Origin of the sequence: Streptomyces tricolor, from assembly GCF_002155905.1 — a bacterium.
Lineage (GTDB): Bacteria > Actinomycetota > Actinomycetes > Streptomycetales > Streptomycetaceae > Streptomyces > Streptomyces tricolor.
In genome coordinates this window covers 1-19388 of record NZ_MUMF01000112.1, presented here as the reverse complement: position 1 = coordinate 19388, position 19388 = coordinate 1, and the positions used below count along the sequence as shown (strand labels likewise).

Annotated in this window: 19 protein-coding genes, 1 tRNA gene and 1 pseudogene; 11 read left to right on the top strand and 10 right to left on the bottom strand. The window is 70.7% G+C overall.

What is annotated here, in order from left to right; all coding sequences use genetic code 11:
• Both CCN44_RS09720 and CCN44_RS09715 read right to left on the bottom strand, forming a co-directional pair.
• On the bottom strand, positions 1–835 hold an 835-nt coding region (locus tag CCN44_RS09720), incomplete at its 3' end, for a serine/threonine-protein kinase (protein ID WP_143649660.1).
• Between the two features lie 110 nt (positions 836–945).
• Positions 946–1494 carry a helix-turn-helix domain-containing protein gene (locus tag CCN44_RS09715; RefSeq protein WP_086697377.1) on the bottom strand — a complete coding sequence of 183 codons (549 nt, stop codon included), beginning with the start codon at positions 1492–1494 and terminating at the stop codon, positions 946–948.
• 183 nt (positions 1495–1677) lie between these two features.
• Here CCN44_RS09715 and CCN44_RS09710 point away from each other — a divergent pair.
• From CCN44_RS09710 to CCN44_RS45995, 3 genes are all read left to right on the top strand, one after another.
• Positions 1678–1750 (top strand) — tRNA-Ala (locus CCN44_RS09710).
• Positions 1751–1994: 244 nt separating this feature from the next.
• Entirely contained in the window at positions 1995–2090 is a 96-nt protein-coding gene (locus CCN44_RS47775; protein ID WP_414820493.1) for a hypothetical protein, read from the top strand.
• Positions 2091–2288: 198 nt separating this feature from the next.
• A complete protein-coding gene (locus CCN44_RS45995; RefSeq protein ID WP_237482242.1) occupies positions 2289–2492 on the top strand; it encodes a hypothetical protein in 204 nt (67 codons plus the stop codon).
• A 1237-nt stretch (positions 2493–3729) separates the two neighbouring features.
• Here CCN44_RS45995 and CCN44_RS09695 read toward each other — a convergent pair.
• On the bottom strand, positions 3730–4431 hold the full coding sequence (locus CCN44_RS09695; RefSeq protein ID WP_086697376.1) for a DUF5324 family protein: 702 nt from the start codon (positions 4429–4431) through the stop codon (positions 3730–3732).
• A 278-nt stretch (positions 4432–4709) separates the two neighbouring features.
• Between CCN44_RS09695 and CCN44_RS09690 the strand changes: the two genes are divergently transcribed.
• Together CCN44_RS09690 and CCN44_RS09685 are read left to right on the top strand one after the other, a co-directional pair.
• Positions 4710–5240, top strand: a complete 531-nt coding sequence (locus tag CCN44_RS09690; RefSeq protein WP_086697375.1) for a peptidylprolyl isomerase — start codon at positions 4710–4712, stop codon at positions 5238–5240.
• Positions 5241–5458: 218 nt separating this feature from the next.
• Positions 5459–6349, top strand: coding sequence for a rhomboid family intramembrane serine protease (locus CCN44_RS09685; RefSeq protein WP_059250059.1), 891 nt, complete (start codon positions 5459–5461; stop codon positions 6347–6349).
• Positions 6350–6616: 267 nt separating this feature from the next.
• Here CCN44_RS09685 and crgA read toward each other — a convergent pair whose 3' ends face one another.
• A complete protein-coding gene (crgA, locus tag CCN44_RS09680) occupies positions 6617–6871 on the bottom strand; it encodes a cell division protein CrgA (RefSeq protein ID WP_059250060.1) in 255 nt (84 codons plus the stop codon).
• 152 nt (positions 6872–7023) lie between these two features.
• On the opposite strand from crgA, the gene CCN44_RS09675 reads away from it, so the two are divergent.
• The 6 genes from CCN44_RS09675 to CCN44_RS09650 are packed head-to-tail and all read left to right on the top strand — an operon-like array spanning position 7024 to position 11293.
• Positions 7024–7812, top strand: coding sequence for a DUF881 domain-containing protein (locus CCN44_RS09675; RefSeq protein ID WP_059250061.1), 789 nt, complete (start codon positions 7024–7026; stop codon positions 7810–7812).
• Between the two features lie 21 nt (positions 7813–7833).
• Positions 7834–8499, top strand: a complete 666-nt coding sequence (locus CCN44_RS09670; protein WP_059250062.1) for a class E sortase — start codon at positions 7834–7836, stop codon at positions 8497–8499.
• A 48-nt stretch (positions 8500–8547) separates the two neighbouring features.
• Positions 8548–8709, top strand: a complete 162-nt coding sequence (locus CCN44_RS09665) for a hypothetical protein (RefSeq protein ID WP_030609287.1) — start codon at positions 8548–8550, stop codon at positions 8707–8709.
• Complete coding sequence (locus CCN44_RS09660; RefSeq protein WP_059250063.1) at positions 8706–9344, top strand: aminodeoxychorismate/anthranilate synthase component II; 639 nt, start codon at positions 8706–8708, stop codon at positions 9342–9344. Before CCN44_RS09665 ends, CCN44_RS09660 begins: the two co-directional genes overlap by 4 nt.
• Positions 9341–10504 carry a class E sortase gene (locus CCN44_RS09655; RefSeq protein WP_237482240.1) on the top strand — a complete coding sequence of 388 codons (1164 nt, stop codon included), beginning with the start codon at positions 9341–9343 and terminating at the stop codon, positions 10502–10504. Before CCN44_RS09660 ends, CCN44_RS09655 begins: the two co-directional genes overlap by 4 nt.
• Positions 10505–10531: 27 nt before the next feature.
• A complete protein-coding gene (locus CCN44_RS09650; protein ID WP_086697374.1) occupies positions 10532–11293 on the top strand; it encodes a class E sortase in 762 nt (253 codons plus the stop codon).
• Between the two features lie 90 nt (positions 11294–11383).
• Here CCN44_RS09650 and pknB read toward each other — a convergent pair whose 3' ends face one another.
• From pknB to CCN44_RS09615, 6 genes and pseudogenes are all read right to left on the bottom strand, one after another.
• Entirely contained in the window at positions 11384–13405 is a 2022-nt protein-coding gene (pknB, locus tag CCN44_RS09645; RefSeq protein ID WP_086697373.1) for a Stk1 family PASTA domain-containing Ser/Thr kinase, read from the bottom strand.
• Positions 13406–13600: 195 nt separating this feature from the next.
• Entirely contained in the window at positions 13601–15085 is a 1485-nt protein-coding gene (locus tag CCN44_RS09635) for a peptidoglycan D,D-transpeptidase FtsI family protein (RefSeq protein WP_059250066.1), read from the bottom strand.
• Positions 15082–16533 carry an FtsW/RodA/SpoVE family cell cycle protein gene (locus tag CCN44_RS09630; RefSeq protein ID WP_059250067.1) on the bottom strand — a complete coding sequence of 484 codons (1452 nt, stop codon included), beginning with the start codon at positions 16531–16533 and terminating at the stop codon, positions 15082–15084. The genes CCN44_RS09635 and CCN44_RS09630 overlap by 4 nt, the downstream gene beginning before the upstream one ends.
• Before the next feature lie 27 nt (positions 16534–16560).
• Entirely contained in the window at positions 16561–18240 is a 1680-nt protein-coding gene (locus CCN44_RS09625) for a Stp1/IreP family PP2C-type Ser/Thr phosphatase (protein ID WP_189397425.1), read from the bottom strand.
• 132 nt (positions 18241–18372) lie between these two features.
• Entirely contained in the window at positions 18373–18900 is a 528-nt protein-coding gene (locus tag CCN44_RS09620) for an FHA domain-containing protein FhaB/FipA (protein ID WP_059250068.1), read from the bottom strand.
• A gap of 10 nt (positions 18901–18910) precedes the next feature.
• Positions 18911–19388 (bottom strand): annotated as a pseudogene (locus CCN44_RS09615) (FHA domain-containing protein); the annotation flags it as partial.

Below are 19388 nucleotides of genomic sequence, written 5' to 3'. Positions count from 1 at the left end.
GGTCGAAGATCTCGATGATCTCGTCGTCGGGGCCGGGCTGCGGCAGGAGTTCCGCGGCGGCGGCGAGCGCCTTGCGCGCCCCCGTGGCCGTGCGGAAACGGTCCGCGGGATCGGGCTGGAGCAGCGAGGCGACGACCTGCCAGAGCGGTTCCGGAACGCCCCGGGGCGGGCCGGGCGTCCCGTGTTCCAGGAAGTACTGCACGAGCGCCTTGGCGTCGGGCTTCGCGCCCTCCAGCAGGTACAGGGCGACCAGGCCGACCGCGAACAGGTCGGCGGCGAAGTCGGGTTCGGCGCCCATGATCTGCTCGGGGGCGAGGTAACCGGGCGTGCCCACCACGAGGTTGGTCTCCGTCAGCCGGGGGTCACCGAGCCGCATGGCGATCCCGAAGTCGGACAGCCGCAGCCGCGGCCGGCCGGTACCGGTGGCTTCGAGGAGCAGGTTGGCGGGCTTGATGTCCCGGTGGACGACGTCCTCCGCGTGGACGGCCGCGAGCCCGGACAGCAGCTGGTCGAGCAGGGTGCACACGTACGCCGGCGGGAGCGGGCCGTAGTCGCCGACCAGGTGGACCAGGGAGCCGCCGGCGACCAGGTCCATGGTGAACAGCACCTGGTCGTCGTCCGCGGCCCAGCTGGCCGGGGCGAGGACGTGCGGGTGGTCGATCCGCAGGGCCTGCTCGCGCACGAAGCGGAGCAGGGAGTGGGCGTCGCGCTGCTGGAGGACCTTGGCGGCCACGTAACGCCGTCGGCGATGGTCCCAGGCACGCCATACGGCGCCCACGCCACCGCGTCCGATCGGGTCGGCCAGCTCGTACCGGCCGGCGAAGACCTCACCCATGGCAGCCGCCGCTCCTCCCCTGGTCCGACGAACCCCCTGCGCCCCGGGCGCCGCCGCTCGCTACTCCCTACCCACGAGGCGAGCGCCACGCCCCCCGTATCACCGGACCGTCAGTTCTGGTGGGACTGGTAGTGCGCGACGGCGTCGGAGGTGCGGCCGGCGCCGTAGACCCGGAGGAACTCCGCGAGTTCGGGGTGGCTCGGGGCGAGGGCGTCCGCGGCCTCGATGATGTCGCCCGCGGCGGCCACCGAGCGCAGCAGCGACTGGATCTCGCGGACCACGCGCTTGACGGTCGGCGCGCCCGAACTGCTGGTCGTCTGCGTGGTGTTGTTGAGCACGGAGCCCCCCTGCGACTTCTTGATCTCGTCCATGCGCTCGGTCGCCTCGGCGGCGCTGACGCTGCCGTCCGCCACCTGCGAGGCCAGTTCCTGCAGCAGCTGCACCCGCTGGACCACCGCCGGATTGCCGATCTTCGCGCGCTGGCCGCTCATCAGCTGCGAGAGCATCGGAGCGGACAGGCCCAGGACCGCCGCGAGCCGGGCCTGGTTCAGCCCGAGATCGTCGATGAGCTTACGGAAGAGCGCCCCCAACGGCTCCCCGTACCAGTTCCGCTGCAGCTCCCGCGCTCTCGCGGTGGCTTCCTGCTGTGCGGCGTCCATTGCGTCTCCCCATCGCTTCCCCTGAAAACCGCGGTTCGCTGTAGCGAACCACGTCGAGCATCTTACGGAGCGTGGTCATCCGCGGGGACCCCCAATCTTTTTGCGGGATATGGGGGGTGACCCGGTACTCTGGTCTGCGGCGCCCGACGGAACGCGATGTCCTCCGGCCGGTCGCTCCTTCCCGGGGCCTTAGCTCAGTTGGTAGAGCGCCGTCTTTGCATGGCGGATGTCAGGGGTTCGACTCCCCTAGGCTCCACCGCGGAAACCCCGTCCGACCTGCGCACACGCGGTCGGGCGGGGTTCTTTTCGTCTGGTCCGTCCGCGCCACCGGTCGCTGTCGGCGGCGCGGAACCGCTGGTTCTGCCCGACCGCGGGCGACGACAAGGCCCAGCGCTGACGGAACGGCTGAACGCCGGGGGTCTCCGCTCCGCGCAGGCGGTCGCCCGGACCAGGTTCGTCCAGTGCCGCCGCCCGGGCCTACGGCGTGACGGCAGCCCGCGCTGTCCCACGGCATCGCCAGGCTGGAGGAGCGCCCGGGGGAGAAGCTGTGCGACCGCTCTCCGCGCGGGGCGACCCCGAGCGGATGCTGTCGCTGACCGGCCGAGCCCTGGCCGCGCCGGACGCCGTCACGGCGGACGCCAGGCGGCTGACCCGGGCCGGCGAGCAGAAGATCCGCATGGGGGTCTCGACGCTGATCGGGACCGTGCCCCGCGACCTCGTGCTGCGCGAGGCCGTCATGCGAACCCGCGCGACGCGCTGCGCGCCGGCGGACTCGACATATCGTGATCCCGGCCGTGGCCGCGATGCCGTGCTTCGAGCACCGGGGCGTCGGCGTCGAGCCGATCGTCGTCGGCCCCGAGGCGGGCCGGGCCGCCGTGGCCTCCGGCGAGGAGGCTCCCCCGGATCCGGCGGAGGCGGGCGAGACGGAGTTCATCCTCGTGCCGGACGCCTGCGTACCTGATCCGGGGACCGGGGTGAAGCTGGGCCTGGGCTCCTAGCCCAGCTCCCCCGACGCCCCGCACCGCCCGCTCCTGGACGAGGGGCGCGAGGCGCAGATCCCCTTCGAGGCGGTGTGGAGCGCCGGCTCCCCGCTCGCCGCCGATCTCCGCCGCCTGGCCGACGGCCCCTCCTGGCCCGAGGCGAGATCCAGGACGTCGGCGGCGGCGTCATGTCGGCTGCAACTGACCTGCCACCAGGAGGAGTTCCCCATGTACGGGACCACTCCTCGCGGTCACTCGGGCAAAAACGAGGTCGCCGGTGTGATCGCGGAGCCGGGGCGCGGGTGGCAGGTGGGCGAGCGGGGCGCCGTCGGCCGGTTCGGCAGCACGTGCGGGCACTGCCCCCGTGCCGCCGCGGGAATGTCATCCACTGCCAGGAACGGCGGGCACCCGGGCCTGTCGTACCCCGGCGGCTGGTCGACCACGCCGACGGTTCCCGCGTCCGTCCCCACCCGCGTCCCGCGGGGTCTGTGCCGGACGGAGGCCACGTCCTCCGGAGGCGCCGCCGCCATGGGGTCCTCTACGGGGGCGATCGGTCGCGGCGCGGACAAGCGGGAGACCGCACGGAGCCGGGGCGCGGCACTGCCCCGACGCCACGGCGCGGCCACCGGGACCGGCGCCGCGGGGACGGGACGGAGCCAGGCTGATCCTGTCCACGGCCGCGTGCACCGAGCCGTCGGCGGAACCGGTCGACGGGCTCGTGCCGCACGGGCGGCTCACCGTCCCCGGCTCCAGCGGGCGTCGACAGTCACGGGTCTCCCCGCGGCAGCCCCGCCGGCACCGGAGGCCCAGAACTTCGCGGTCGCCACCGGCGTCCGCCCGCGCGTGCGGGGCCGTTCCGCCGGCGGAGGCGCGGCAGGCGCTCGACCCGCTGTACGAGGGACGGGCCCGCTTCCGACCAGGTCCTCACCGCCGCCGCACGACAGGCACGCGCCCGGCGGATACGCGCCCGACGCGGTGCCGTCGGCCACCCGCGCCAAGACCCGGGGCATGGTCGACGTGACCGGCGCCACCGGCGCTCCCACCTCCGGCGTCGTCGTCTCCACGGCGGCTTCGCCGCCCTCTCCCCGGCCGTCGGCCGCCGGTGGCGTCGGCCCGGGTTGCAGCTGCAAGCGCGAGGGCGGTGGTGCCGGTCAGCGTGCCGCCGTCCGCGCCGCGCGCGACCAGCGACGAGCCCCCCGCCGCCCGGAGTCACGGGGCGGCAGGGGGGCTCGTCGGCAGGTCGGCCGGTACGGGCCTACGGCTGGTCGTCGCGGTCGGCCGAGTCCTCCTCGGCCTGCTTGGCCTGGACCTCGGGGTCCAGGCCAGTGGCGCCGGTGCCGTCCACCGAGGTGAGGTGGCCCCCGTCGGGCACCTCCGTCGCCGCGGGCGGCTCGACCAGCCAGTCCGGGTTGGCCTGCTTGTCCCACCACTTCCACGCCGCGAACGCGCCGCCCGCCACGACGGTCAGCAACGCCAGCAGCTTCACGGTACGGCCGGTCCGGCACCGCCGCTGATTCCGCCGGACCAGCTTCTGGACGTCCTCCGCCGAGACCTGACCGCGCAGCGCGGCCAGCGCGGCGGCGCCGCGCGCGGCGGCCTCGTCCCGCACCGGAGCGGTCGCGGCCACGGCCTGCTCCAGCTTGGGTCGTGAGTACTCGGCCGCCTGCCGGGCGGCCTTGCGGGTCCGGACGGCGGCCTCATGCGCCGCCGAATCCACCTTCGGTGGCACATGCGCGCGGGCCTGCTCCAGGCGAGGGGCGAGCCGGGCGTCGTACTGCACGCGGGCCTGTTCGGCGGCCTCCGACATCACGGGCGCCAGCCGTACGCGTGCCTCCTGCGCGTAGTACGCGGCACGCTCCTTGGCCGTGTCGGCGTAGGGCGCCACCACTTCCGCGGCGTGCAGCACGCTGTCCTTCGCCGAGCCGGTCGCGGCGCGCACGCTGTCGATGCGGGTCACGGGTTCCTCCTCCTCGGTGGCGTACGGTATTTCGACTTTCCACCCTTTTACGGATCATGCCTGCCGCGGGCCGGTGCGGCATGCGCGGGCGGGCATATGGGTGCCGAATCGCTCCCTTCGGCATGATTCAGGGCAACAGAGGGACTTCTGCCGACCCTGCCACGAATCGCCGGTGCGTGCCGCCCGCCCGGCGGAAGTCGTGGCCGCCCGGCGACGCGCGGACGGGACCGTGGAAGGATCGAAGTGTCGCGGCGGACGACGACGACGGAAGGCGGACCGTGGCCGAGCAGCTGTATGCCACCCTGAAGACCACCCTCGGCGACATCGAGGTGCGGCTCTTCCCGCTCCATGCTCCGGTCACGGTCAGAAACTTCGTCGAGCTGGCCCGCGGCGAACGCGAGTGGACACACCCGGGCACCGGCGAGAAGAGCAGGAACCCGCTCTACGACGGCACGGTCTTCCACTCCGTCATCGGCGGATTCATGATCCAGGGCGGTGACCCGCTGGGGAACGGCCTGGGCGGCCCCGGCTACGGGTTCGAGGACGAGTGCCATCCGGACCTGGCCTTCGACACCCCGTACCTGATGGCCATGGCCAACGCCGGCCCGGGCACCAACGGCTCGCAGTTCTTCATCACGGTCACGCCGAGCACCTGGCTGAACGGCAAGCGCACCATCTTCGGCGAGGTCAGCGACCCGGCCGGCCGGAAGGTGGTGGACGCCATCGCGAACGTGCCGACGGGCCGCAACGACCGGCCGCTGGTCGATGTCGTGCTCAAGACGGTGGTCGTGGAGACACGGGAAAGCTGAGGACGCCCGCACCGGAAAGCCGCGTAGGGAACCAAACACCCCGCTCGTCCGTAAAGATGAGCGGGGCAGGATAGTGGCATCGCACCACGCGGACGGACGACGCCACGGCATCGGACTACGCCCCCGGGCACACGCCGCCCGACGGGCACACGACGACCACACGTCATACGACGACCACACGTCATGGACGACAGTCATACGACGACCAAGGGGATCTGATGGACCAGGCCGCAGGGAGCGCGCAGGACGCCGCCCGCAGCGTTCCCGTGTGCTACCGGCACCCGGACCGCGAGACCGGTGTGCGCTGCACCCGCTGTGAACGGCCGATCTGCCCCGACTGCATGGTCAGCGCCTCGGTCGGCTTCCAGTGCCCGGACTGCGTGCGCGGCGGTTCCGGTACGGGGCACGCGCCGTCCGCGTCCCGGCCGCGCACGATCGCCGGCGGCACGGTCACGGCCGACCCCCGGCTGCTCACCAAGATCCTGATCGGGATCAACCTCGCGGTGTTCGTCGCCATCAAGGCCGACACCTCCCTCCTGGACGACCTGGTGCTCTACGGCGCCTGGCCCCCGAAGCCGTTCGAGCCGACCTCGGGTGTCGCCGGCGGCGAGTGGTACCGCTTCGTGTCGTCGATGTTCGCGCACGAGGAGTACTGGCACATCGGCTTCAACATGCTGAGCCTGTGGTGGATCGGCGGCCCGCTCGAAGCCGCCCTCGGCCGGATCCGCTATCTCGCGGTCTACCTCGTCTCGGGGCTGGCCGGCGGCGCGCTGACCTATCTGCTGACCTCCCCGACGACCGCCTCGCTCGGCGCCTCGGGCGCGATCTTCGGTCTCTTCGGCGCCACCGCCGTGCTGATGCGCCGGCTCAACTACGACATGCGGCCGGTCCTCGCACTGCTGGTGATCAACCTGATCATCACCTTCAACCCGGCCATGAGCATCTCGTGGCAGGCGCACATCGGCGGGCTCGTCGCCGGTGTCGTCACCGGGTACGCGATGGTCCACGCCCCGCGCGAGAAGCGGTCCCTGGTGCAGTACGGCACCTGTGCCGTCGTCCTGGTGCTGGCGTTCGCCCTGGTGCTGGTCAGGACCGCTCAGCTCACCTGACCGGGCGGCCGAACACGCTGATACCGAACCGTTGTCCACAGCGTGTGCCCGATCTTGTGCACACCGTGCGGACACAAGTGTGCCCCCTGCCGCTCGGATGTGTTTCCGCAGGTCGGGCAGGGGGCGAACGGGTGTCTGAGGGGTGGTCGGCCGGTCACACCGGCGTCAACACCCGATGAGTTATCCACAGATCGTCGTTCTTTTTCCCCACTGTGTGGAAAACGGCCCGTCGGCTGTGGATAACTCAGTGGATAGCCGTGGGCAGAGCTACTTCCACTGCGTGGAGACACCGAAGCCGGCGGCGATGAAGCCGAAGCCGACCACGATGTTCCAGTTGTCCAGGCTGTCGACGGGCAGCGAACCGTCGGTCACATAGAAGACGACGATCCAGGCCAGGCCGATCAGGAACATGGCCAGCATGACGGGCGCGACCCACGCGCGGTTGGTGAGCTTGATGGCCTGCGCCTGCTTCGCCGGCGGCGGCGTGTAGTCGGCCTTCTTGCGGATACGTGACTTCGGCACGAGGGTCTCTCCTGTCGATGCGCTGCGTGGCCGCGCAGGTAACTGGGTCGGGCTCGGGGCAGCGTACAAGGGGTCAAGGCGACGACTCTGTGTGCTCCCCCGGGCGTCCGTTAGCGTAGTGCTTCCGTGGCGCCGAAGGAGATAAGGGTACGTTGAGCAATTCTGCCGACTCCCCCGGGACGGGAGCAACGGGCTCCGGCCCCGTCCGCAGGCTTCGTTTCCGGCCCGTGCGGATGCTCACGGCGGCCGTCTTCGCCCTCGCCGGACTGATCTTCTTCACCAGCTTCAACACCGCCAAGGGCACCGACATCCGCCAGGACAGCTCGCTGCTGAAGCTGTCCGACCTGATCCAGCAGCGCAGCCGCAAGAACAAGGAGCTGGACGAGTCCAACGCCACCCTGCGGGACAGCGTGGAGTCCCTCGCCGAGAGCGACGACGGCAGCACCAAGGCCGAGGACGAGAAGCTCGGCCGGCTGGAGAAGAGCGCGGGCACCCAGGAACTGACCGGCAAGGCCGTCACCGTCACCCTGAACGACGCCCCGCCGGGCGCCACCGCCAAGCTCCCCGGCTACCCCGAGCCGCAGCCCGACTACCTGGTCATCCACCAGCAGGACCTCCAGGCCGTGGTGAACGCGCTGTGGGAGGGCGGAGCCCGGGGCATCAAGGTCATGGACCAGCGGCTGATCTCCACCAGCGCGGTGCGCTGCGTCGGCAACACCCTGATCCTCCAGGGCCGCGTCTACTCGCCGCCGTACAAGATCACCGCGGTCGGGGACCCGGACCGGCTGAAGCGGGCGCTCGCCGCGAGCAAGGCGATCCAGACCTACATGGTCTACGTCAACGTCTACGGGCTCGGCTGGAAAGTCACCGACGACGGGACGGTGACTCTTCCCGGCTACTCCGGCACAGTGGATCTGCACTACGCGAAGCCAGTGGGGTAGCCGTCCGTCCGGGAGCCGCCGGTGCGCGTGATCGTGAGGACCGTCAGCGAGCTGTGCATCACCGTCGGCACCCTGATCGTGCTCTTCGTCGCCTACCTGCTGTTCTGGACGGGCGTGCAGGCCGACCGTGCCATGGGCGACGAGATCCGGGCGCTGCGGCAGCACTGGGCGCAGCGCGGCACCCCGCCGGCCGAGCGGTCCGCGCCGAAGGCGTACGAACCCGGCGAGCCCTTCGCCGTCATGTACATCCCGCGCCTCGGTGCCGCCTGGCACAAGCCGGTCCTGGAGGGCACCGGCGCCGGCACCCTGAAGAAGGGCCTGGGGCACTACGCGCGCACCGCCCGGCTCGGCGGCACCGGCAATTTCGCGGTCGCCGGCCACCGCCGTACCCACGGCGACCCCTTCAAGGACTTCCCGCGGCTGCGTCCCGGTGACGCGGTCGTCCTGACCGACGGGACCACCTGGTACACGTATCGGATCGACAAAGGGCCGTACAAAACCGTGCCGACCGACATCGCGGTGATCGATCCTGTGCCCCGGACGTCGGGATACGCACGTCCCGGCCGCTATCTGACCCTGACGACGTGCGATCCGGAGTGGGGCCACAGCCACCGGCTGATCGTGTGGGCGCATCTCGACGCCACCCAGCCTGTGGACACAGGCCAACCGAAGGCTCTGCGCCGTTAGTCTGGTGCCGCAGGGGATAAGGAACGGGAAGGGACGGCAGGGGACGGCATGTACGGCTGGATCTGGCGGCATCTGCCGGGGAACGCGTGGGTGAAGGCGCTCATCTCGCTCGTACTGATCCTGGCCGTGGTCTACGTCCTGTTCCAGTACGTCTTCCCGTGGGCCGAACCGCTGCTGCCCTTCAACGATGTGACGGTGGACAACCAGTGAGTGCGCGGATTCTCGTCGTCGACAACTACGACAGCTTCGTCTTCAACCTCGTCCAGTACCTGTACCAGCTGGGTGCCGAGTGCGAGGTCCTGCGCAACGACGAGGTGTCGACCTCGCACGCCCAGGACGGCTTCGACGGCGTGCTCCTGTCGCCCGGCCCCGGGACGCCGGAGCAGGCGGGCGTGTGCGTGGACATGGTCCGGCACTGCGCGGCCACCGGGGTGCCGGTCTTCGGGGTGTGCCTCGGCATGCAGTCGATGCAGGTGGCGTACGGCGGTGTGGTCGACCGGGCGCCCGAGCTGCTGCACGGCAAGACCTCGCTGGTCGAGCACGAGGGCAAGGGCGTCTTCGCGGGCCTGCCCTCGCCCTTCACGGCGACCCGCTACCACTCCCTGGCCGCCGAGCCGGCCACGGTCCCGGCCGAGCTGGAGGTGACCGCCCGCACGCACGACGGCATCATCATGGGCCTGCGCCACCGGGAACTCCCGGTCGAGGGCGTGCAGTTCCACCCCGAGTCGGTGCTGACCGAGCACGGGCACCGGATGCTGGCCAACTGGCTGGCGGAGTGCGGCGACCAGGGCGCGGTGGCGAGATCGGCGGGGCTCGCCCCGGTGGTGGGCAGGGCCACGGCGTGACCGCGCTGCGCCCCGAGCGCGAGGACTTGTACGGCGGCGAGAGCCCGTACGAGTCCCCCGCCGGTGCGCGGCCGTACGCGGCCCACCGGGCGGACCCGCCGACGGCGCCGATGCCCCGGCTGACCGACGACGCCCTGACGGCGCCGCTGCCCCGGGTGACGGAGGCCGCCCCGGCGGCTCCGTCGGTTCCTTCACCGTCCGCCGTCGACGACGAGACGATGGCGCTGCGGATCCCGGCGCCGTCGGGCGGGTACGGCCCGGAGGGCGCGCCCGTACGGGCCTCTGCGGCCTCGTCGGCCTCCCCGGCCCCCGGGGGCGCGCCGGGCGGGCGTGCGGCCCGCAGAAAGGCCGCCAAGCGGCGCGGCGGACGGCACGGCGGTGCCCGGGACATCCGGGACACCCGCGAGACGGCGGTTCCCCCGGCCGAGCGGGACCCGCAGCGGCCCCTGACCCGGGTGGAGGCCCGGCGGCAGGCCCGGCTGCGCAAGCCGAGCCCGGCGACCGTGGCGAGCCGGGCGATCGGTGAGGTGTTCATCACCACCGGCGTACTGATGCTGCTGTTCGTCACCTACCAGCTGTGGTGGACGAACGTGCGCGCGCACGCGCAGGCCGGCAGCGAGACGAGCCAGCTCCAGGACGACTGGGCCAGCGGCAAGCGCAAGCCGGGCGTCTTCGAGCCGGGGCAGGGCTTCGCCATCCTGCACATCCCGAAGCTGGACGTGGTGGCGCCCATCGCGGAGGGCATCAGCAACAAGAAGGTGCTCGACAAGGGCATGGTCGGGCACTACGGCGAGGCCCCGCTGAAGACGGCCATGCCCGAGGCGAAGACCGGCAACTTCGGGCTGGCGGGACACCGCAACACGCACGGTGAGCCGTTCCGGTACATCAACCGGCTGGAGGCCGGTGACGCGATCGTGGTCGAGACGCAGGACGCCTACTTCGTGTACAAGGTGGCCTCGATGCTGCCGGTGACCCCGCCGACCAACACCAGCGTGCTCGACCCGGTTCCGCCGGGTTCCGGTTTCACCGAGCCGGGCCGCTACATCACCCTGACCACCTGTACGCCGGAGTTCACCAGCAAGTACCGGTTGATCGTCTGGGGCAAGATGGTCCAGGAACGCCCGCGCAGCAAGGGCAAGCCGGACGCGCTCATCGAGTAGGGCTCAGCGAGTAAGGGCAGAGGAACTGTGGCAGCGACCGCCGACGAGACCGAAGAGACAACGGACGCGTCCGAACCGGTTCCGGATCCGGCGCCGCGCCGCCGGCGCCCCGGCCGGATCGCCCTGGCGGTCAGCGTCTTCGGGGAACTCCTCATCACGGCGGGCGTGCTGCTCGGCCTGTTCGTCGTCTACTCGCTGTGGTGGACGAACGTGATAGCGGACCGCAAGGCGGACCGGGAGGCCGACAAGGTCCGGGAACACTGGGCCCAGCAGCAGGAGTCCGGTCCCGGGGCGCTCGACACGCAGGACGGCATCGGGTTCCTGCACGTGCCGGCGATGGGGGACGGCGAGGTGCTGGTCGAGAAGGGCACCGACGCGGACGTCCTCAACGACGGCGTCGCCGGCTACTACACCGACCCGGTCAAGGCCACGCTGCCGACCACCGGCAAGAACGGCAACTTCTCCGTCGCCGCCCACCGGGACGGGCACGGCGCGAAGTTCCACCGCATCGACAAGCTGGAGAAGGGCGACCCCATCGTCTTCGAGACCCGGGACGACTGGTACGTCTACAAGGTCTACTCGATCCTCCCCGAGACCTCGAAGTACAACGTCAAGGTCCTGTCCCCGATCCCCAGGGAATCGGGCAAGAAGAAGCCGGGCCACTACATCACCCTGACGACCTGCACCCCCGTCTACACCTCCCGCTACCGCTACGTGGTCTGGGGCGAACTGGTCCGCGTGGAGAAGGTCGACGCCGACCGCACTCCTCCGAAGGAGCTGCGGGACTGACCGGTCCCGAACGGCTGCCTCATGGAGAAGGGCCTCGGAGCACCGCAGCGGTGCTCCGAGGCCCTTTCCAGGTGCTCTCAGGCGTCCCGGTCAGCCGTCCGTGCCGCCGAAGAAGCCGCCGCCGTCGTTGCCGCCGTTGCCGCCGTTGTTGCCGTTGCCGTTGCCGCCGTTGCCGAAGCCCACGGTCGTCAGGGTGATCGTGGTGCCGGCCGGGTCGTCGACCTGCTCGTTCTGCTTCGGGTCCTGCTGGGCGACGAGCGCGGTGTCGCTGCTGTCGCTGCCCGGGCTGAACTGGATGTTCGTGAAACCGGCGGCGTTCAGCAGCTGCTTGGCCACGGCGACCGTGCGGCCACGGACGTCCGGGACCTGCGTCTTCTGCTGTTCCTGCGCCTTGCCGACGTTGATCGCGACGGGCGTGTTCTTGGAGACCTGCTGGCCCGCCGGCGGGTTGGTCGACAGGACCTTGCCGTTCTGGTTGGGGTCGTTGGTGGGGGTGTCGTTGCAGGTGGGGGCGAGGCCCTTGGACTGCAGTTCGGCCTTCGCCTCGTCACAGGACTTGCCCGTGACGTCGGGGACGGTCACCTTCTCCTCGGCCTTGGCGACCGTGAGGGTGATCGTGGTTCCCTTCTCCTTGCTGGTCCCGCCCTCGGGGTCCTGGGTGATGACGACACCGGGCGTCTGGGTGGACACCTGGGTCTTCTTCTGGACGTCGAAGCCCTTCTCCTTGAGCTGGGTCTCCGCCTGGTCGAACTGGATGCCGCGCACGTCCGGCACGGTGACCTTGGGCGCGCCCGTGGAGATCACCAGGTTGACCGTGCTGTTCTTCTCGACCTTCTCGCCCTGCTCCGGGTCCTGGGAACAGACGTTGCCCGTGGCCTGGTTCTCGCAGGGCTTCTTGGTGACCGTCACCTTCAGGTCGACGTTGCCGGCCATCTTGCGGGCCGTGTTCTCCGGGTGGCCCACGAACGACGGCACGGCGACCTTGTCGTCGGCCGCGTTCTGGCTGCTGAACGCCCACTTGCCGATCAGGATCGCGCCGACCAGGACCAGCAGGCCCGCGACCACCAGCAGGATCGTGGAGGTGTTGGACTTCTTCTGCTGGCGGCGGCGGTCCGGCCGGTCGTCGTAGCCGTAGCCGCCGTCGTCGGGGTTCATCGGCGGGAGCATGGCGGTCGCGCCCGCGGCCGACTCCGAGCGCATGGCGGTCGTGGGCTGGTCGTCGGGGTAGCCGCCGTAGCCCGCCGCGCCCATCGCGGCCGTGGCCGCGACCGGCTGGCCGTCCAGGCACGCCTCGATGTCGGCGCGCATCTCGTCGGCCGACTGGTAGCGGTAATTGGGGTCCTTGACCAGCGCCTTCAGGACGATCGCGTCCATCTCCGGCGTGATCTCCGGGTCGAAGACGCTCGGCGGCTGGGGCTCCTCGCGGACATGCTGGTAGGCCACGGCCACCGGGGAGTCGCCCACGAAGGGGGGCCGTACCGTCAGCAGTTCGTAGAGGAGGCAGCCCGTCGAGTAGAGGTCCGAGCGGGCGTCGACCTGCTCGCCCTTGGCCTGCTCCGGCGAGAGGTACTGGGCGGTGCCGATCACCGCGGCCGTCTGCGTCATGGTCATGCCGGCGTCGCCCATGGCGCGGGCGATGCCGAAGTCCATCACCTTGACCTGGCCGTTGCGGGTCAGCATGACGTTGGCCGGCTTGATGTCACGGTGGACGATGCCGTTGCGGTGCGCGTACTCCAGGCCCTGGAGGATGCCGATGGTCATCTCCATGGCGCGCTCGGGCAGCAGCTTGCGACCGGAGTGGAGGAGTTCGCGGAGCGTGGAGCCGTCTACGTACTCCATCACGATGTACGGGATGGAGACCCCGTCGATGTAGTCCTCGCCCGTGTCGTAGACCGCGACGATCGCGGGATGGTTGAGCGAGGCGGCCGACTGGGCCTCCCGGCGGAACCGGGCCTGGAAGGACGGGTCGCGCGCGAGGTCCGCGCGCAGCGTCTTCACCGCCACGGTGCGGCCGAGGCGGGTGTCATGCGCGAGGTAGACCTCCGCCATGCCACCGCGGCCGAGCACCTGGCCCAGCTCGTACCGGCCGCCGAGGCGACGCGGCTCTTCCATAGCTACCTACCAGCCCTCTCCGTCGGTCTCGGCCGCGCACCCCTGTGCGCGGCCGGAGGCTGCCGTCCGGGCCTACCGTACCCGGCTCGCTCTGTGTGACCTGGCCAAGCCCGTAACCCGATACAGGACCGGTACCGCAACGTGCGGCGATGTGAAAGGGGTGTGAGCGGCGTCACTTCAGGTGATCGGCGGCGGTCACTTCTTGGAGTCGATGACCGCCTCCATGACGTTCTTCGCGATCGGCGCGGCCAGGCCGCCGCCGGAGATGTCGTCGCGGTTGGCGCTCTCGTCCTCGATCACCACGGCCACGGCGACCGGCGAGCTGCCGTCGCTCAGCTTGGCGTAGGAGATGAACCAGGCGTACGGGTTCTTGCTGTTCTCGACGCCGTGCTGGGCGGTACCGGTCTTGCCGCCGACCGTGACGCCGTCGATCTTCGCGCGGGTACCGGTGCCCTTGTCGACCACCGTCTCCATCATGTCCTGCAGGATCTGCGCGTTCTTCGAGGACAGCGGCCGGCTCAGCTCCTCGGGCTCGGTCGTGGCGACCGTGTCCACGTTGGAGGACTCCAGCGAGTCGACCATGTACGGCTTCATCAGCTTGCCGTCGTTGGCGACCGCCGAGGCCACCATGGCCATCTGCAGCGGGGTGGCGGCGGTGTTGTACTGGCCGATGGAGGACAGCGCGGTCTGCGACGGGTTCATGTCGTCGGAGAAGACCGAGGCGCTGGAGCGGACCGGGACGAACTGCTCGGAGCCGAAGCCGAACTTCTCGGCCTCGGCGAGCATCTTGTCGTTGCCGAGGTCGGAGCCGATCTTGCCGAAGACGGTGTTGCAGGACACCCGCAGCGCCTCACGCATGGTCGCGTTCTCGCAGGGGATGTTGCCCTCGTTCTTCAGCTGGGTCGTGGTGCCCGGCATGGTCCACGGCAGCGGCGATTCGGTCCGCTGGTCGGCCGAGGTGTACTTGCCGTACTCCAGCGCCGCGGCGGCCGTGACGACCTTGAAGGTGGAGCCCGGCGGGTAGGTCTCGCGCAGCGCCCGGTTCAGCATCGGGTCGTCGGGGTTGTACTTCTTCTGGAGCTTCTTCCAGGCCGCCGCGTCGTCGTTGGTGTTGCCCGCGAAGGACGAGGGGTCGTACGACGGGTAGGAGGCCAGCGCCAGGATCTTGCCGGTGGAGGGCTCCAGGGCGACGACCGCGCCCTTGCCGCCCTGCTTCTTCAGACCGTCGTACGCCGCCTTCTGCGCGGCCCCGTTGAGCGTGGTGACGACGTTGCCGCCCTGCTGCTCCTTGCCGGTGATCATGTCCAGTGTCTTGCGGAAGAACAGCCGGTCGTCGTTGCCGGTGAGGATGCCGTCCTCGATGGACTCCAGCTGGGTGGCGCCGAAGGCCTGCGAGGCGTAGCCGGTGACCGGCGCCCACATGGGGCCGTTCTTGTAGGTCCGCTTGTACTTCAGGTCGTTCAGACCGGTCTTGCTGGTCTCGGTCGACCCGGTGATCGGGTTGCCGTCCACGATGATGTCGCCGCGCGGGGTGGCGTAGCGGGCGATGGTCACGCGGCGGTTGTTCGGGTCGTCCTTGAGGCTGTCGGCCTTGACGTACTGGAGCCAGTTGTCCCGCAGCAGCAGGGTCAGTACGAGGAGGCCGCAGAAGATCGCGATCCGGCGCAGGGGCTTGTTCATGACGGGCGGACCACCTGGGTCATCTCGGCGTCGGGGTTGCCGGCGGGGGTGGGCGCCGGGCGGCGGGCGGTGTCGCTGATGCGGATGAGGATGCCGATCAGGGCCCAGTTGGCCAGCACGGAGGAACCGCCGTACGCGAGGAACGGCATGGTCATACCGGTCAGCGGGATGAGGCCCATGACACCGCCGGCCACCACGAAGACCTGCAGCGCGAAGGCGCCGGACAGGCCGATGGCGAGCAGCTTGCCGAACGGGTCGCGGGCGGCGAGGGCGGTGCGCACACCGCGCTCCACGATCAGTCCGTAGATCAGCAGGATCGCCATGACGCCGGCCAGGCCCAGCTCCTCGCCGAAGGTGGCGAGGATGAAGTCGGAGTTGGCGGCGAACCGGATCAGGTCGGAGTGGCCCTGGCCCCAGCCGGTGCCGAGGGTGCCGCCGGAGCCGAAGGCCCACAGCGCCTGCATGGCCTGCTCGGAGTGGAGGATGCCGTCGTTGGCCCCGCTGCGGCTGAGCTGGTACTCGCGCATCGGGTCGAGCCAGGCCTGTACACGGGTCTGGATGTGGGGTTCGAAGCTCGCCACGCCGACGGCGCCCGCCGCGGACATCAGCAGACCGAAGACGATCCAGCTGGTCCGCTCGGTGGCGACGTACAGCATGATGACGAACATTCCGAAGAACAGCAGCGAGGTGCCGAGGTCGGTCTCGAAGACCAGGATGAGGATCGAGATCGCCCAGACGACCAGGATCGGGCCGAGGTCGCGGCCGCGCGGCAGGTACAGGCCCATGAAGCGGCGGCTGGCGAGGGCCAGGGCGTCCCGCTTGACCATGAGGTAGCCGGCGAAGAAGACGGCGAGGACGATCTTCGCGAACTCACCGGGCTGGAGCGAGCCGAGGCCGGGGATCCGGATCCAGATCTTCGCGCCGTAGATGTTCGCGCCCAGGCCCGGCACCAGCGGCAGGATGAGCAGCACCAGGGCGCAGAACATCGAGATGTAGGTGTAGCGCTGGAGGACGCGGTGGTCCTTCAGGAAGATCAGCACCACGACGAACAGCGCGATGCCCAGCGCGGTGTACAGCAGCTGGCGGGGTGCGGCCGTGACGAAGTTGGGCAGTGACTGGAGCAGCTTGGACTGGTCCAGCCGCCAGATGCACACCAACCCGAGCCCGTTGAGCAGGGTGGCCAGCGGCAGCAGCAGCGGGTCGGCGTACGGCGCGAACTTGCGTACGGCGAGATGGGCGACGCCGGCCAGCAGGCCGAGGCCCAGGCCGTAGCTGAGCAGCCCGGAGGGGACCTGGCCGTCGAGGGCCAGGCCCACGTTGGCGTAGGCGAACACCGGGATGACCACGGCGAAGACCAGCAGGGCCAGCTCGGTGTTGCGGCGGCTCGGCGCGCCGATGGCGCCGATCGTGGACGTGTGATGCGTCGGCGAGTTCGTAGTACTGCTCATCGTGTGACAGGGCCTCTCACGGCTTGCCTACTGCTTACCGCACAGCGAGACGACCTTCTGCTCATCCTCCGAGAGAGTGGGGCCGGGGCTGGGGGTCGCGGACGGGGTCGTGGACGGAGACTTCGAAGGGTCGGCCGGGGTTGCCGGTGACGTCTTCGAGGCCGACGGGTTCGGGGTCGGTGAGGCCTTGGTGAAGGCGGTCTGCGTGGTGATGCCAGAGGTGCTGCCGGTGCCGGTGGTGCCACCGGTGCTGGTACCGCCGGTGCCGGTGGTGGCCCCCGTGCCGCCGGTGGATCCGGTGCCGCCGGCACCGCCGGTCTTGTCCTGGCCGGTCTTGTCCTGGTCGTTCTTGTCCTGGCCGTTCTTCGCGTTGCTCCGCGCCTCCTGCGCGGCCTCGCGCTCGGCCTGCTTGCGGCAGGCGGAAGCCTGCACGGCCAGCTCTTCGACCTTCGTCCGGGCCGCCTCCAGGCCGCCCTCCGCGATCGTGGCCTTCACCTGCTTCTGCTGGTACGGCGGCAGGTACTTGAGTTCGATCTCGGGGTGGTCCTTCTCCACCTCCGACAACGACACCCAGGCCAGGTCCTGGCTGATCCCGCGGTACAGCGCCACGTGCTCGCCCTTGACCCCGACGTAGTACTGGGTCTGCGTCCAGCGGTAGCCGCCGTACAGGCCGCCGCCGACGACGGCCAGGGCGAGCGCGCCGTAGAGCGAGGTCTTCAGCCATCTGCGCTGCTTGCGCGGCTTGGTGAGGTCGTCGTCGGCGTACTCGCCGAAGCCGCCGGCCGGGACGTAGCCGGTGGTGTCGCCGGAGCCGGGCGGGCCGAACTCGCCGCCGCCGTGCCCCTGGCCCTGGCGGCCCAGGTGGGAGGCGCGGCCGGCCGGGGTCTGCATGATGCCGTTGTCGGACAGGTGGTGCTGGTTCTCGGCGACGGCGCCGACCACCACCGGCTGGTCGGACAGCTGCCCGGCGAGGGTGTCCCCGGTGTCCAGGTCGAGCACGTCGGCGACGATGACGGTGATGTTGTCGGGGCCGCCGCCGCGCAGCGCGAGCTGGATCAGCTCCTGCACGGTCTCCTGCGGGCCCTGGTAGCTGGCGAGGGTCTCCTCCATCGTCTGGTGGGAGACCACGCCGGACAGGCCGTCGGAGCAGATCAGATAGCGGTCGCCGGCCCGGACCTCGCGGATCGACAGGTCGGGCTCGACGTGGTCGCCGCTGCCGAGGGCGCGCATCAGCAGCGAGCGCTGCGGGTGGGTGGTGGCCTCTTCCTCGGTGATCCGGCCCTCGTCCACGAGCCGCTGCACCCAGGTGTGGTCCTGGGTGATCTGGGTGAGCACGCCGTCCCGGAGCAGGTACGCGCGCGAGTCGCCGACGTGCACGAGGCCGAGCCGCTGCCCGGTCCACAGCAGCGCGGTGAGGGTCGTCCCCATGCCTTCCAGCTGGGGGTCCTCCTCGACCATGGCGCGCAGCTGGTCGTTGGCGCGCTGCACGGCCGCGCCGAGGGAGGTGAGGATGTCGGAGCCGGGCACGTCGTCGTCGAGCGTGACCAGGGTGGAGATCACCTCGGAGGAGGCGACCTCACCCGCGGCCTGGCCGCCCATGCCGTCGGCGATGGCGAGCAGGCGCGGACCGGCGTACCCGGAGTCCTCGTTGCCCTCCCGGATCATGCCCTTGTGCGATCCGGCGGCAAAGCGCAGTGACAGACTCATGCGCACCTCGCCCGTCGGCTCCGGGTACAGCCGGTCGTGTCGAGCCACACTGCCCACCCTCCGGTCGGGAGCGCGCCGGAGGCCTGGGTGTGGCCTGCTTCCGCGTGCTCGCTCCGCTCGCTCATTGTCGTACTACTTCCGCAGCTCGATTGCGGTCTTGCCGATGCGGATCGGCGCGCCCAGCGGGATCGGTGTGGGGGTCGTCAGCCGGGACCGGTCCAGGTAGGTGCCGTTGGTGGAGCCGAGATCCTCGATGATCCACTGGCCGTCGCGGTCCGGGTAGATCCTGGCATGGCGGCTGGAGGCGTAGTCGTCGTCCAGCACGATCGTGGAGTCGTGCGCCCGGCCCAGCGTGATCGTCTGGCCCTGCAGCGCGACGGTGGTGCCGGTCAGTGTGCCCTCGGTCACGACCAGCTTGGTGGGGGCGTTGCGGCCACGCCGGCCGCCGCCCTGCTGGCCGCGCTGCTGTGGCGGAGCGGCCTGCTGCCGGGCCTGCTGCCGGCCCGGCTGCTGCGGCCGGGCGGCCTCCCTACGCGATCCGCGCTGGGTGACGCGCGTACCGAACAGGTCGCTCCGGATGACCTGCACGGCCACGATCACGAACAGCCACAGTACGGCCAGGAAACCCAGCCGCATGACCGTGAGGGTCAGCTCTGACATTGCCCCCGCTTCACCCTTCGGCTTGCCTATAGATAACGGTGGTGCTGCCCACGACGATCCGCGAGCCGTCGCGGAGCGTAGCGCGGGTGGTGTGCTGCCCGTCCACCACGATGCCGTTGGTGGAACCGAGATCCTGGATCGTCGAGGGCGTTCCGGTCCGGATCTCGCAGTGCCGGCGGGAGACGCCGGGGTCGTCGATCCGCACGTCGGCGTCGGTGCTGCGGCCCAGCACCAGCGTCGGGCGGGAGATCTGGTGGCGGGTGCCGTTGATCTCGATCCAGTAGCGGGTGCGCGCGCCGCTCATCGGGGCCGCGGCGGGCCGCTGCGTGGCGGGCTGCGGGTAACCGTACCCGCCGGGGCGGGCGCCGGGCGGCGGCGCGGACGGCATGGGGGGCGCGCCCGCGGGGGCGGCCGTCCTGGACCGGGTGGCCTCCTCCTACACGCCGACGCTGCGCGCGCTGCTGTACAGCCGGGCCCGCCGGCGGGCC